Annotated in this window: 8 protein-coding genes; 4 read left to right on the top strand and 4 right to left on the bottom strand. The window is 46.8% G+C overall.

Annotated elements, in window-relative coordinates:
• Positions 1–134: 134 nt before the first annotated feature.
• From ACQY73_RS28345 to ACQY73_RS28360, 4 genes are all read right to left on the bottom strand, one after another.
• Positions 135–2,366, bottom strand: coding sequence for a xanthine dehydrogenase family protein molybdopterin-binding subunit (locus ACQY73_RS28345; protein ID WP_428657547.1), 2,232 nt, complete (start codon positions 2,364–2,366; stop codon positions 135–137).
• 9 nt (positions 2,367–2,375) lie between these two features.
• On the bottom strand, positions 2,376–3,359 hold the full coding sequence (locus ACQY73_RS28350) for an FAD binding domain-containing protein (RefSeq protein ID WP_428657548.1): 984 nt from the start codon (positions 3,357–3,359) through the stop codon (positions 2,376–2,378).
• Complete coding sequence (locus ACQY73_RS28355) at positions 3,356–3,988, bottom strand: 2Fe-2S iron-sulfur cluster-binding protein (RefSeq protein WP_428657549.1); 633 nt, start codon at positions 3,986–3,988, stop codon at positions 3,356–3,358. Before ACQY73_RS28355 ends, ACQY73_RS28350 begins: the two co-directional genes overlap by 4 nt.
• A 396-nt stretch (positions 3,989–4,384) precedes the next feature.
• Positions 4,385–5,758 (bottom strand): amidohydrolase family protein, encoded by a 1,374-nt coding sequence (locus ACQY73_RS28360; protein ID WP_428657550.1) that lies wholly within the window; start codon positions 5,756–5,758, stop codon positions 4,385–4,387.
• A gap of 314 nt (positions 5,759–6,072) precedes the next feature.
• Here ACQY73_RS28360 and ACQY73_RS28365 point away from each other — a divergent pair, with 314 nt between their 5' ends.
• The 4 genes from ACQY73_RS28365 (at position 6,073) to ACQY73_RS28380 (ending at position 14,561) form a co-directional block, all read left to right on the top strand.
• Positions 6,073–6,411 carry a PadR family transcriptional regulator gene (locus tag ACQY73_RS28365; protein ID WP_428657551.1) on the top strand — a complete coding sequence of 113 codons (339 nt, stop codon included), beginning with the start codon at positions 6,073–6,075 and terminating at the stop codon, positions 6,409–6,411.
• Positions 6,412–6,429: 18 nt separating this feature from the next.
• Entirely contained in the window at positions 6,430–9,090 is a 2,661-nt protein-coding gene (locus ACQY73_RS28370) for an ABC transporter permease (protein ID WP_428657552.1), read from the top strand.
• 76 nt (positions 9,091–9,166) lie between these two features.
• Positions 9,167–11,785 (top strand): ABC transporter permease, encoded by a 2,619-nt coding sequence (locus ACQY73_RS28375; protein ID WP_428657553.1) that lies wholly within the window; start codon positions 9,167–9,169, stop codon positions 11,783–11,785.
• 76 nt (positions 11,786–11,861) lie between these two features.
• On the top strand, positions 11,862–14,561 hold the full coding sequence (locus ACQY73_RS28380) for an ABC transporter permease (RefSeq protein WP_428657554.1): 2,700 nt from the start codon (positions 11,862–11,864) through the stop codon (positions 14,559–14,561).
• The last annotated feature ends 1 nt before the right edge of the window (position 14,562 follow it).

A 14,562-nucleotide genomic window follows, 5' to 3' on the forward strand; every position in this document is an offset into this window, starting at 1 on the left:
AACCGGGCGTTACTTAAACATAGGATATGGAGAGATAGTGTGAGTGAAGTAGTTGAAAATGACAGTTTGCTTCCCCATTTTTAGGGGAAGCAAACTGTCGAATATTACTAACGAAATTCACCAAAATGTAACACTCAGACGGCTTTGTTCAACAGCTTGTCCGGCGTAATGGGTAAATCCCGAACACGCTTGCCGGTGGCGTTAAAAACGGCATTGGCAACGGCTGCCGCAAAACCGATCAACGCGATTTCACCCATTCCTTTTGACCCCATGGGATTGATGTAAGGATCGGGCTTATCAATAAAGATCGTTTCAACGTGCGGCACATCAGCGCTCACGGCTACGTGGTAATCCGCCAGATTGTTGTTAACGAAGCGTCCAAAACGGTGATCCATGACCGCTTCTTCGGTTAATGCCATACCAATTCCACCTGCCACACCGCCGATCATCTGACTTGCCGCCGTTTTTGGGCTGACAATCCGTCCGGAATCGGCAACGCTTACGGCTTTCGATACCCGTACACTGCCCGTCGCAGGATTTACCCGCACCTGCACAAAGTGCACCGAAAACGAGTACATTGAATATTGTTGTTGCTCAGCTCCGCCTTTTGATTCCTGCGTTTTTTCCAGCAAAGGCATATTGTTTGCTTTCAGCAGGTCGACGATGGCTACTTTCTTACTACGTGTATTATCATAAACGAACCCGCCGTCAAATACCAGTTCGTCCTGCCGGCTGCCGGACAACGGCGCATCCGGTTTAAGAGCCAATTCAGCCAATGCATTTTTTAAGCTACTGCAAACATCATGTATTGCCGAACCTACGGTAGAAGTGATGGTAGAACCACCCTGATTGGGAGCATTAGGTAGCAATGAATCACCAAGTTCATAGTTGATTTGTTTGAGCGGAATGCCCAATACCTGATGGGCGATGGCGACCATAGCGGTGCCCGTGCCGGGACCAATGTCCGTAACCGCGCTTTGGATCAAGAGTTTACCATCGTTAGAAACAACGGCCCGCGCCGTAGCCTGCCCACGACTGGCGTTGAAAGTACCGGAACTCATGCCGTAGCCAATTAACCAATTTCCTTCGCGCACGCTGCCGGGTTCGGATTTGCGATTTGCCCAACCGATGGCATCGGCTCCTTTTTGATAGGCTTCTTTTAAGTTTTTGCTCGAAAAAGGGCGATTGCGTTCGGGGTCTGTTTCGGCATAGTTTCGGAGCCTAAATTCGATAGGGTCAAGTTTCAGTTTATGGGCCATTTCGTCCATCGCTGATTCCAGAGCAAACGCACCGGTGGCTTCGCCGGGGCCGCGCATCCAAATGGGTACAGATCGATCAAGCGGCACGATTTTATAGCGAGTACTTATGTTAGGACAATCGTACATAAATTTGGTCATGCTGACGGTGCCTTCGGTAAAATCCTCGTAGCTGGCGGTCTCGGCAATGGCATTGTGAGCAATGCCAACCAATTTTCCCTCATTCGTAGCCCCCATTCCAATAGTTTGGAGCGTATTTGGTCGATAACCCACCATCGTAAACATCTGATTACGAGTGATGACCATCTTTATCGGGCGGCCTATTTTTTTGGCGATCGCTGCCACGGCGATTTCCTGCGGCCAAGTACGCAGTGCCATCCCAAAACCTCCGCCCATGAATTCGGTATGAACGTGGACATTTTTCTCATCCAGTTTAAATGCCTGTGCGATTGCTTTTTGGGTCGTTTTCACACCCTGCGTTTTGGCATAGACCATCACCTTATCAGCCTCGGTCCAATGAACCAAAACACCGTGTAACTCCATTGGATGATGTACTTCTACCGGAATTGTATAATCGGCTTCCAGCGTTATTGGGGCTGATTTATATCCGTCTGCTTCGCCCCGCGTATAATCTTTGAATCGCTCATTGGTTGGCGTAACCCCTTTGTCACGGTTTTTTGTCAAGTCGGTGCGGTGCGTTTGTTTTTTGTAAGTTGCTTTCACAAGGGTAGCCGCATATTGTGCCCGCTCAAGTGAATCCGCCACTACTAACGCAATAGGCTGTCCTGCAAACAAGACCTGATCGCTGCCCAAGATCCGGTATTTTTGCCCTCCTGAGGGCGGTCCGGTCGGGGCATTGCCGCTTGGAGGAGCATCCCAACCCGGAACCGAGGGCATAGTTAAATGCGTAAAAACGCCCAATACTCCCGAAGCGCCTTCGGCTTTTTTAGTATCAAGTCCGGCAATGGTGCCTTTGGCAATATCAGCGGTAACCACCACGCAGTGAGCTACATTCGGCAGTTCGAACTCCGCAAAATACTTGGCACCACCGGTCACTTTCATCCTTCCATCGACCCGGTCAATGGGGGGATTTTTTGTATTATTCTCCATGTTCAGGAATTAGGCGATTTTTGCCGCCGATTTGAGTGCTTCAACAATCGTATTCGGAGCCAATGTCAACTTAAAGTCGTTTTCACCGTACCCTTTTGCCTGTTTCATTGCCAATTCGGCAGCTTGTCGAAACGTAGCTTCTGTAGCCGATTTGCCGCGCAGAAACTGCTCCGTTTCCATCAACCGCCAAGGTTTGTGCGCTACTCCGCCCATCGCCAATCGAACGTCTTGGATCGTACTGCCATTCATACTCAAAGCCGCGCCGACCGATACCAACGCAAAGGCATACGAAGCGCGATCACGGACTTTCAGGTAATGTGAATTAGTAGCAAAATTATTCATCGGTAACTCTACTGACAGAATCAGCTCGCCCGGTTGCAGCGTATTGTCTTTCCAAGGGGTATCTCCGGGAAGGCGGTGAAAATCAGCAAAAAGTATTTTGCGCTCGCCTTTCGGCCCGGCGACCGTCACCGCTGCATCAAGCGCAGCCATGGCAATGCACATATCGCTGGGATGAACGGCAATGCATTGATCGTTCGCCCCAAAAATGGCGTGCATTCGATTGTATCCACCAATAGCGCCGCAACCCGTTGCCGCTTCCCGCTTGTTGCAGGGCATGGCTGTATCATAAAAATAAGAGCATCTGGTTCGCTGCATCATGTTGCCGCCCACCGTTGCCATGTTGCGCAATTGCGGCGAAGCACCGGCATTAATGGCCATTGACAGCAGCGGAAAATGCTTCCTGACGAGTTCATGTTCTGCAACAGCCGTATTTTTAGCCAATGCTCCGATGCGCAGCCCTTTATCGGTTTTCTCAATGGTGTTGAGAGGAATCTTCGTAATATCAACCAACTTTTCAGGAACTGTTACCTCACGCTTCATGAGATCAATGAGGTTGGTTCCGCCCGCCAAAAATACGGTGGAATTGTCCTTCGTTACGGCCGCTACGGCTGCTTTCGGGGTCGTGACCCGTACGTACTGAAACTGGTTCATACCTTGGCTCCTTTCTGTTTTACTTCCGTGATCGCTTCCACAATGTTTGAGTAAGCCCCGCAACGGCAAATGTTACCACTCATGTATTCCCGAATTTCATCGGGTGTATTGGCGTGGCCTTCGCGGATGCACGCTACCGCCGACATGATCTGCCCGGGCGTGCAGTAGCCGCATTGAAAGCCGTCGTACTTTATAAAGGCTTCCTGCATCGGATGCAGTTTTTCCCCCTCGGCCAATCCTTCAATGGTCGTTACTTTGGCGCCTTCGGTGGTCATTGCCAATGTCAGACAGGCATTTACGCGCTGCCCATCAACGTGTACGGTACAGGCTCCGCATTGACCGTGATCGCATCCTTTTTTAGTACCGGTCAAATGGAGTTGTTCACGAAGCAGGTCCAGCAACGTTACGCGCGGTTCGATCTTCAAGCGTTGCAATGTGCCGTTGATCTCAACCTGAAGCGGCATTTGCTCAAATCTTACAATTTTCTCTTTTAATCCTTTTTCTACAGCGTCTACCGTGGCGGGAGGAGCTACCGCCATAGCGGCTATTACCGACGACTGTTTGAGGAAATCACGGCGGGAGGAACTTGGCGTTTTGCCCTGATTTTCGGGTTGTTCATGGTCAATCATAATGGGTAGTCGGATTGATGAAAAACAAATAATGGAATGGTAAGCGAGTCCACACAATCTTCTTTACAGTGATGTTGATCGCTGAGGAAGATGAGTGAAAGAAGGAAAATCTTAAAAAATTATGCCGGTAGTGATACGTAAAAGCGCTTTATTTGAGTGCTTGAAATGAAGAGGATGTATTTTTAACTATTTGATTTTCAACATAATAAAACTAAAAAAAATAACCTATTTCGGTAAGAGGTAAGTAGATTTACAGGACAGTAATACTCGCGAATACCATAAGAATGAAAATAATAATGCGAACGAAATCATGCATTGACGCACTACTCCGTTCGCATTGTGATTCTGAAAATCAACCTAAGCAACATTCTCCCCGAAGAATGGGGAAATATTGGGTCATTTTTTTTCAAGTTTTTTTAATTCATTTGCCAAATAGTCCTTCGAAAGCCAGTTTGTACCGATCATTACGCCTTCAATGTTGCGGGTTTGATTGATGTCTTTCAGGGGGTTGCCGCTTAACAGAACCAAGTCCGAAACGTTTCCGGTCTTGATGGTTCCCGAGTCCGTTTTATTCAAATAGGAAGCCACATTGACTGTTCCTGTACGAAGGGTTTGGTAAGGCGTCAAGCCGGCATCGACCATGTATTTCATTTCGTGATGAATAGAGAAACCCGGCACATTGAAGATTTGGGGAGCATCAGAACCTAACAACAGTTCAACCCCGTTTTTCTGGCATTCATAGATCAATTTCCGACGGATTTGAATCAGTTTTTCGGCTCCCACTTTCGAAAAGTTAGGATTGCTGAGGTACGTATTTTTCGTATTTGTCCAACCCTGCACCTGCTCCGGCTTCATGTACTTCATTTCAGGGTCGTCGGTATATTCCTCGGCCGGTAAGGGAGAAAGCCACCGTTCGGCCAATGCCTGCGTAGCTACTACGCGAATATTATTTTTGCGTAAGCCTTCCATCAGTTTTGGAATGAGCGTCGTCTCCGCGCGCGCGCCGATCCAACTGCCAAACAAACCGGTTTCCTGTTCAACCAACGTATCAATGCCGGGCGTAAGGGCTTCCACAAAACCATCCATATGGTCAATGGTCGAATACTTGGCATCAATGGCCCGCCACACACCCACGTTAAAGGAGACGTGACCGACGAAGGGAATGCCCACTTCGTGCGCCGTTTTGGCAATGGCGGGAAATGTCTCTTTTGTCAGGCCGGGGTGTAATTTGAGGTAATCGTACCCTGCTGCTTTCTGCTCGCGTACCATTTCTGCGCCGCGCTCTGCATTCTTGACGGTTTGGCCGTTGAAGGATGGGCCGGTGGTATAAAAATGGGGTCCGAGAATGGCTCCGCTGTTGATCTTACTGCGTAATTCAAGGTGTTTTGGATGCCCCAGCATGCCTCGAATCGTGGTAATTCCGTTAACTAAGTAAAGAATTAATACCTCTTTCATGGGCTCAATGTCGTCGATGGGAGGAACATGCGCGTGGATCTCAGCCCAACCCGGAGTAAGGTATTTTCCCTTTGCATTGATCACCAAAGCGTCTTTATTGAATTTCACTTTGGCATCATCGCCCAATGCTGTTATCCTTCCGTTTTTAACCACCACTGTCTGGTTTTCGATCACTCGTTCCTGATCCATCGGGATAACATTCACCGATTTGAAAACGATTTCGCGTTGACCGTTGCTGACCAATTCCTGTGCCGTAAGCGTAACAAAAGCGCCTGAGAGCAGGGAAATAAACAGGGTAAAAAAGAAGTTTTTCATACAATTTCGGTGGTTTCTCAGTTCATAAAGCATACTTACAGGCCTAAATTACTCACATCGTTTCAACAGCGTGGCACAGACAGACTTTGCCGGATTGTCTGCGAGGCTTTGGAGAGCATTTCTGACCTATGAAGTAACCGACTAAAGGTAACCATTTTCGCTTATACCTTGTACGGTATAGTACATCTATTGTCCGTTTTTGGACACCTACACTTTCTCAAATGTGCCTAAACAGCGTAGAAATGTATTTTTTTGCCCTTGGCACAGGATTTGATTTGCATAATTATAACTAATCATTTCCCTCCGTTAATCCAATGAAAAGAACTTTTCTGGGTGAGTTTGAAGAAATTGTTTTGCTGGTGGTGGCCGGCTGTTCCGATGAGGCATACGGGGTTGTTATTTGGGAACAGTTGCAGCAGCAAACGGGCCGCAGCATTACCATCAGTGCGGTACATGCCACGTTGTACCGATTGGAAGAAAAGGGGTTTTTAAGTTCCCAAATGGGCGGTGCCACGGCCGAACGCGGCGGGCGACGCAAGCGATTCTTTACCGTCACTGCCTTGGGCAGTCGAGCTTTGCAGGAAATTCAGGTGCTGCGCGACCAGTTATGGCAAGCCATTCCACAGGGAAAATTGCAGTTGATCGGTCAATAATCAACCCCTATAAAGCGCATGGCTACCCATAAAGAGAAACACAAGCCGCCGCGTTGGGCTGACCGACTCTTGGAATGGTTCGTGACGACTCACCTGCGGGAAGATTTGCAGGGCGATTTGTACGAAATCTTTCAAAAACGGGTGTCGGAGGTCGGCCTTTCCCGTGCTAAACGGGAGTACATTTGGGCGGTGCTTCATTATCTGACGCCTTTCTTTTTCAAACGAAAACCTGTGGTTCGCCGCAATACTGAATATCCTCAACCTTTTTTTTTAACTCCGGCCATGATACGTAATTATTTAAAAATCGCTTTCCGAAACCTCTCCAAAAGCAAGGGGTATTCTTTCATTAATGTTGCCGGTCTGGCAGCAGGTATGGCGTGTACCGTTGTGCTGTTTTTAGTCATCAAACACGAAACGAGTTATGACCAAAATCACGCCAATGGCAGTCGTATTTATCGGGTAGAAACTGAAAATACGAAGGAAAAACAGACCTACCCCGGCACGTATACCGGCATGGTCAACGCCCTGCACAATGACGTTCCCGAGATTGAATCAGTAGTTCCGCTGTTTAAGGTTTGGGGAAAGACGGTTGCCGTTCCTGCTTCCGACAAACGATTCAAAGAGTCGTTTGTATTTGCCGACAATGGCCTGTTTCATCTGCTTGACTATCAATGGGTAGCGGGTGATGCCCGCACGGCTCTGTCGCAACCGAATACCGTTGTGCTGACCCGAGCCTACGCCGAAAAGTATTTTGGCACCACCGATGTGATCGGCAAAACTCTCCAACTGGACAGTAAGCAAGACCTGCAAGTGGCCGGTGTGCTGGAAAACTACCCCACTACCACAAGTTTCCCTTTTAATATGTTGGTTTCATTCCCGACCATTAAAAATTCAGATCCGAATTTTGACCTCAATAAGTGGAATGGCTGGGGCGATAATTTCCAAGTGTATGTACTGCTGAAGAACGGACTTCGCCCCGAGCAATTAACCAAACGGTTTTCAAACATCGTGGTAAAGTACATAGGAAAAGAAGCGCTGCCTGATAAACGCTTTTTCCTGAATCCTTTGGCTAAGTTCCATTACACCGGTAACATGAGCGGGCGAACGGCCAATATAGAATTACTCAAAACGCTGTCATTCATTGGCTTATTTGTGTTGCTCATTGCCTGTTTTAATTTCATCAATCTAACTACTGCTCAGGCCTTTAAACGAGCAAAAGAGGTAGGTATTCGCAAGGCCGTGGGCAGCAATCGCCTCTCGTTGGTCTATCAATTTTTAACAGAAGCAGGGCTGATTACCTTTTTTGCGGTACTCATCGCTGTATTGTTGGCTCAACTTTCTCTGCCGTTGGTCAGTGATACACTGGCGATTCCCCTCACGGTATCGGATTTATTTACTTGGCAAACGGGCGTGTTTGTGGCGGGACTGATGGGAATGACAACGTTATTGTCGGGTGTTTATCCCGCTTTTCGCTTATCAGGCATGGCCCCTATCTGGGCGCTGAAAAACAATCCGTTTGCACAGGGAAAACCGCTCTTTACATTACGTCAGGGGTTGGTGGTGGTGCAGTTTACCATCTCATTGGTTCTTATCAGCAGCGCTTTACTCATTAATCGCCAACTGGTTTTCTTCCGAAATGCAGATTTGGGTTTTAATAAATCGGCCATCGTTACGGTAGGACTGCCGGACAACAGCCCGGCAAAACTGCAAATGCTGCGCCATCGTCTCTCGCAATCTCCGCAAATTAAGGACGTCAGTTTTTCCTTCAACAGCGCGTCGGCAGAAAGCAATTGGATGCAGGCCATGGAATACCGAAAAAGTGAGAAAGCCATTCCGATCAAAACACAAATGAAAATGGCCGATTCTCACTATCTGGCTACTTACGGTATTCAATTATTGGCCGGGGAAGGCCTTCGTGACAGTGACACTTCATCAACTTCCTTCAAAGTCATTGCCAACGAAATATTTCTGAATCGAATGGGGATCAACCGACCGGCAGACGCCATCGGACAGAAAGTATATTACGGTGACGGTCAGCAGTTTGCTACGATTGTCGGTGTGATGAAAAACTTTAATGTGAACTCCTTACACCAGAAAATTGACCCGACAATCCTTCAGGTGGTGCCCAATAATTTTTATCAGGCAGGGATCAAATTGCCAAGTGAAAAACTCGAAACCATGCAGGCGGCGTTGGCGCACATTGAAAAGGCTTGGACTGCCACGTATCCGGATCACGTATTTGAGTACAATTTTCTGGATGAAACTCTGGCGCAGGCGTATGAATCCGAAACACGAACCGCAAAGCTCATTCAGGTTTCCACATTTCTGGCCGTCTTGATTGCCTGTTTCGGATTGTTTGGCTTGGCTACGTTTACGGCCGAACAACGCACCAAAGAAATCGGCGTACGCAAAGTCTTGGGAGCATCGGTGCTCAATGTTTGGGGTTTATTATCGAAGGAATTTGTGTATTTAGTACTTATCGCCTTCGTCATTGCTACGCCTATTGCCTATTATTTTCTTCAGGATTGGTTGACCAAATACGAGTTTCGTACAGAGCTGTCGTGGTGGATATTTGCCTTGGCAGGTTTAGGTGCATTGATAATCACTTTAATGACAGTGAGTTATCAAAGTATCAAAGCAGCTTTATTAAACCCCGTAAAAAGCCTTCGCAGCGAATAGAAAGAAGTGTAAAGTTGAAAGTGTAGAGTGCAAAGTACCATTTTACTTTCAACTCTACACTTTAGCCTCATAAACTATGAATCAAAATCAACCGCCGCGCTGGGCAGACCGCTTACTGGAATGGTTTGTTGCCCCTCACTTACGGGAAGATTTACAGGGTGATCTGTATGAAATCTTTCAAAAGCGGGCGGAACAGGTCGGCCCTGCCCGCGCCAAACGCGAGTACACGTGGGCGGTGCTGCATTATTTGACACCTTTTTTCTTTAAACGAAAGCAAACGGAATATCCTCAACCTTTTTTTCTAACTCCGGCTATGATACGTAATTATTTAAAAATCGCTTTACGAAACCTTATCAGCAATAAGACATATTCCTTCATCAATATTTTTGGTTTGGCGGCAGGTATGTCGGTGGCTACCCTCATTGGTCTTTGGATATACGATGAACTGTCGTATGACAAATACCACCAAAACTATGACCGCATTGCGCAGATCATGCAGCATAAAACCTATGATGGAGAAAAAATATCAGGTACTACTGTTCCGCCGCTGATCGCCCAAGAACTTCGTGACGTTTATGGCACTGATTTTAAGTATGTGGTACAATCTTCTTGGACTGATAATCATATTTTGGCGGTCAATGAAAAGACGTTTGCCAAAGCAGGTAATTATTGCGATGCGCAGGTATCTGACATGTTATCGTTGAAAATGCTCCGAGGTACACGGGCGGGATTGCAGGAGCCTTATTCAATTTTGATCGCTGAGTCGTTGGCAAAAGCCTATTTTGGGGAGGCTGATCCTTTGGATAAAGTCATAAAAGTGGATAATAAAGTGGAAGTAAAAGTGACAGGCGTCTATGAAGATTTGCCGCACAATTCAACGTTCCGAAATGTGTCGTTCTTTTTGCCTTGGGAACTTTACAAAATTCAGAATCCATGGGTCAAAGAACAGGGTGAATGGAATGACGATTTTACATTGGCTTATGCTCAAATAGCGGATAATGCTAACATGGAAAAAGTTTCGGCAAAGATCAGGAATATCAAACTGAATAAAATAAACAAAGAGGACGCCACCTATAAACCTGAAATCTTTCTGCAACCGATGCGTCAATGGCATTTATATTCAGAATTTAAGAACGGGATAAATGCCGGAGGAAGCATTGAATTTGTGTGGCTTTTTGGCATTATCGGGGTGTTTGTGCTGCTGTTGGCGTGTATCAATTTTATAAATTTAGCGACGGCACGATCCGAAAAACGAGCCAAAGAAGTGGGGATACGCAAGGCAATCGGCTCGGTGCGCGGGCAATTGATAAGTCAATTTTTTTCTGAATCGTCGTTGGTTGTCTTTTTTTCTTTTATCATATCCCTGTTATTGGTGACGCTTATTTTGCCGATATTCAACGAAGTGGCCGACAAGAAAATGACTATACTATGGTCAAATCCCGTTTTTTGGTCGTTGGGAATTGGTTTCAGTATCTTTACCGGGGCCATTGCCGGTTTTTATCCGGCGTTTTATCTCTCCTCTTTTCAGCCCATCAACGTCCTTAAAGGAACTTTTCGGGTAGGTCGTTTTGCGTCCATTCCAAGAAAGGCTTTAGTCGTTGTTCAATTTACAGTATCCGTTACCTTGATTATCGGTACTATTCTGATCTTCAAACAGATCCAATTTGCCGGAAATCGCCCGATAGGATACGAGCAAAACGGCCTTATTACGATTGAAATGTCCACCAATGACCTTCATTCTCATTTTGCGGCGGTAAGAGCCGACCTGCTTAAATCAGGAACGGTCACCGAAGTATCAGAATCTTCCAGCCCTGTTACCGGGGTAAACAATAACATGAGCGGCCTGCAATGGAAAGGAAAAGATCCGACGCTGAAAGATGATTTTGCCAACATTCGGGTAACGCATGAATATGGCAAAACGGTGGGCTGGCAACTGAAAGAAGGAAGAGATTTTTCGCGCGAGTTCGGTACGGATTCTTCCGCAGTTATTTTGAATGAGACGGCTGTTAAGTACATGGGGCTTAAAAACCCGATTGGGGAAACCGTACGATTTGGAAACAGAGATCATGTAGTGGTGGGTGTAATCAAAGACATGCTGATGGCATCGCCTTATCAACCGATCAAACAAACCGTTTTTTACATGAGAAACAGAGGCTTTGACTATATGAACATAAAGATTAATCCTACCACAAGCACTCCTGCGGCATTGGCTGAAATTCAGGTGGTTTGTAAGAGATACGCTCCTTCGGTGCCGTTTTCCTACAAATTTGCCGATGAAGAATATGCCGCTAAATTCGGTCAGGAGAAGCGTGTAGGTAAGTTGGCGTCCTTCTTTGCCGTGCTTGCGGTTCTTATCTCCTGCTTAGGCTTATTTGGGCTTTCCTCCTTTGTAGCCGAGCAGCGCACCAAAGAAATCGGTGTCCGAAAAGTGCTGGGCGCTTCGGTACTCAATGTATGGGGCTTGCTTTCCAAAGAGTTTGTGGTGTTGGTGGTCATTGCCTTTTTTATTGCATCGCCCATTGCCTATTATTATCTTAACAATTGGCTCCAAAAATATACCTACCGCACCGAAATGTCGTGGTGGATTTTTGCCGCAGCGGGCGCAGGAGCATTGCTGATTACGCTATTGACAGTAAGCTTCCAAAGTATTAAAGCGGCTTTATTAAATCCTGTAAAAAGCCTTCGCAGCGAATAGAAAGAAGTGTAAAGTTGAAAGTGTAGAGTGCAAAGTACCATTTTACTTTCAACTCTACACTTTAGCCTCATAAACTATGAATCAAAATCAACCGCCGCGCTGGGCAGACCGCTTACTGGAATGGTTTGTTGCCCCTCACTTACGGGAAGATTTACAGGGCGACCTGTACGAGATCTTCCGAAAGCGAGTGGAGCAGGTCGGCCCTGCCCGCGCCAAACGCGAGTACACGTGGGCGGTGCTGCATTATTTGACACCTTTCTTTTTTAAACGAAAACAAACGGCTCACCGCCAAAATGTATATTCTCAACCCAACAGCATTGATATGATACGCAATTATTTAACAGTCGCTTGGCGTAATTTGGTACGCAGCAAATCTTATTCTTCCATTAATATTTTGGGGTTGTCTGTGGGAATGACCTGCTGTATGTTGCTGCTGCTCTATATCCGGAGCGAACTTTCGTACGACAAGCATCACCAACACGCCAACGAGCTGTATTTGGTAAAAAGCACCGTGATTTATTCAACGGGAACGCAGGAAGACAATCCACGACAATCTTCTCCTTATGCTGCTGCGTTGAAAGCCGAGTTTCCCGAAATAGAGCAGACTACCCGTTTGAAGCAAAACTTTGGTGAAAACAAAATTTTGCTTCAGGTACGTGAAGCCGGAAAGTCGGTGCAATCTTTTTATGAAACCAACGGCTATCAGGTCGATTCCACTTTCTTTGACCTATTTACCTATCATTTCACGGAAGGAAGTCCAAAAAATGCTTTACAGGATGCGCACTCCGTTGTTTTGTCGGAAGATGTAGCCCATAAGATGTTTGGAACTGCACCCGCGCTCAACCGGCTGATAAAGATCAATGGTTCAACGGGTAACGGAGAAAACTTCAAGGTCACGGGCGTTTACCGTGACGAACGCGCGCGTTCGCACATTGATGCCCGTTTTTTCGTGCCCATGGCGGCGGGCTGGGTAGGAGGTTTTCTTCGGGAACAGCCGCAAAATTTCTATTATAATAACATGTTTTGCACGTATGTGCGCCTCCGCCCGGGCACCAATGCGGAGCAGTTAAATCGAAAATTGCCGGCGTTCATTGAAAAATACGCACGACAGGGCCTTCGCACCGCCGGATTTGATAAGCGCATTTCATTGATTGCGGTACCTGATCTGCACTTGAATGGAGAAATTCGCGACATCGTAACCCCCACAAGCAGCAGTACGTATCTCTATATTTTGGCCTCCATTGCGTTGTTCACTTTGGTGATCGCCTGCATCAATTTCATGAATCTGGCCACGGCGCGCTCCGCCAAGCGGGCTGCTGAAGTGGGCGTTCGCAAAGTAATGGGCGCGGGGCGTGGGCTGTTAATTCGGCAATTTTTGGGTGAGTCGATGATTCTTTGTCTGTTGTCGTTGGTGGTGGCAATTGGGTTGGTAGCGTTGTTTTTGCCTGTTTTTAATGGATTGACAGGCAAGCAAATAGCCTTTAGGGAATTAATTGATCCTACTATTTTGGCCGCTTTTGTGGCAATGGCGTTAGTGACTGGCGTTTTGGCGGGCAGTTATCCCGCTTTTTATTTGTCTGTCTTTAATCCGGTGCAGGTGCTGAAAGGCCGATTTACCAATTCTGTCTCCGCTATCGCCCTTCGTCGTGGATTGGTGGTGTTTCAGTTTGTTATTTCCATCGCATTGGTGTTGGCTACGTTGGTCATTGAGCGGCAAATGCGTTTTCTTCGCAATCAGCCGTTAGGTTTTACCAAAGAGCAACAGTTGGTGATTCCGCTCCGCAGTGACGAATCGCACAAAGCATATACTGCATTAAGCAATGAAATTCGGCAAAACAATCAGGTACTTGGCGCGGCAGGAACGAAGTATTATCCCGGTATTGGAAGCCCAAGTGATATTGGACTCTACCGCCCCGACCAAAACGCCGACCAAGCGCAATACGTTAAAACCAACTTTGTAGACGCTGATTTTATGCAATTAATGGGTTTTCAACCCATTAAAGGAAGGATGTTTTCGCGGGCTTTCATGGCCGATACCAACCTACGCATCGTGGTCAATGAAACGACATTGCGAAAGCTAAATGTGCCGTTGGAAAAAGCCGTTGGTTATAAACTCAGCTTTGGTCAGCAAGCCGATCGTTCAGCGTTGGAAATCGTAGGCGTGGTCAAAGATTTTCATTTTGAAGACCTGCATCAACCCATTCAGCCGTATGCGTTTTTGCTGAATAACACCGATTCGTTCAATTACCTGATCGTGCATGCCAATACTGCGCAGGTTGCCAATCTTATCCCTTTTATGGAACAAAAGTGGAAAAAACTGCTTCCCGATGAGCCTTTTGAGTACAGTTTTATGGACGAAGACTTCCAACGAAACTATCAGGCGGATGTTCGCACTTCGCGCATTGTGAGCTACTTCACCTTCTTTGCGATCTTGATTTCCTGTCTTGGTCTGTTTGGATTGGCGGCTTTTGCAGCGCAACAGCGTACCAAAGAGATCGGTGTGCGCAAAGTGCTGGGCGCGTCGGTTGGCAGTATTGTAGGCTTATTGTCTAAAGATTTTTTGGTATTGGTCATCATTGCCATCGTCATTGCTTCGCCCATTGCCTGGTACGCCATGACACAATGGTTGCAGGGATTTGCCTATAAGATCGACATTGAATGGTGGATGTTTGTGGTGGCCGGTTTATTGGCGGTGGGCATCGCGCTGTTGACCGTGAGTTTTCAGGCCATCAAAGCCGCGTTGATAAATCCTGTAAAAAGCCTTCGAAGCGAATAAA

Origin of the sequence: Runella sp. (assembly GCF_965279615.1) — a bacterium.
Lineage (GTDB): Bacteria > Bacteroidota > Bacteroidia > Cytophagales > Spirosomataceae > Runella.

Excerpts from the sequence above, each read along its gene's own strand:
- ACQY73_RS28345 (WP_428657547.1), bottom strand. The coding sequence starts at position 2,366 with ATGGAGAATAATACAAAAAATCCCCCCATTGACCGGGTCGATGGAAGG.
- ACQY73_RS28375 (WP_428657553.1), top strand. The coding sequence starts at position 9,167 with ATGAATCAAAATCAACCGCCGCGCTGGGCAGACCGCTTACTGGAATGG.
- ACQY73_RS28365 (WP_428657551.1), top strand. The coding sequence starts at position 6,073 with ATGAAAAGAACTTTTCTGGGTGAGTTTGAAGAAATTGTTTTGCTGGTG.
- ACQY73_RS28350 (WP_428657548.1), bottom strand. The coding sequence starts at position 3,359 with ATGAACCAGTTTCAGTACGTACGGGTCACGACCCCGAAAGCAGCCGTA.
- ACQY73_RS28355 (WP_428657549.1), bottom strand. The coding sequence starts at position 3,988 with ATGATTGACCATGAACAACCCGAAAATCAGGGCAAAACGCCAAGTTCC.
- ACQY73_RS28380 (WP_428657554.1), top strand. The coding sequence starts at position 11,862 with ATGAATCAAAATCAACCGCCGCGCTGGGCAGACCGCTTACTGGAATGG.
- ACQY73_RS28370 (WP_428657552.1), top strand. The coding sequence starts at position 6,430 with ATGGCTACCCATAAAGAGAAACACAAGCCGCCGCGTTGGGCTGACCGA.
- ACQY73_RS28360 (WP_428657550.1), bottom strand. The coding sequence starts at position 5,758 with ATGAAAAACTTCTTTTTTACCCTGTTTATTTCCCTGCTCTCAGGCGCT.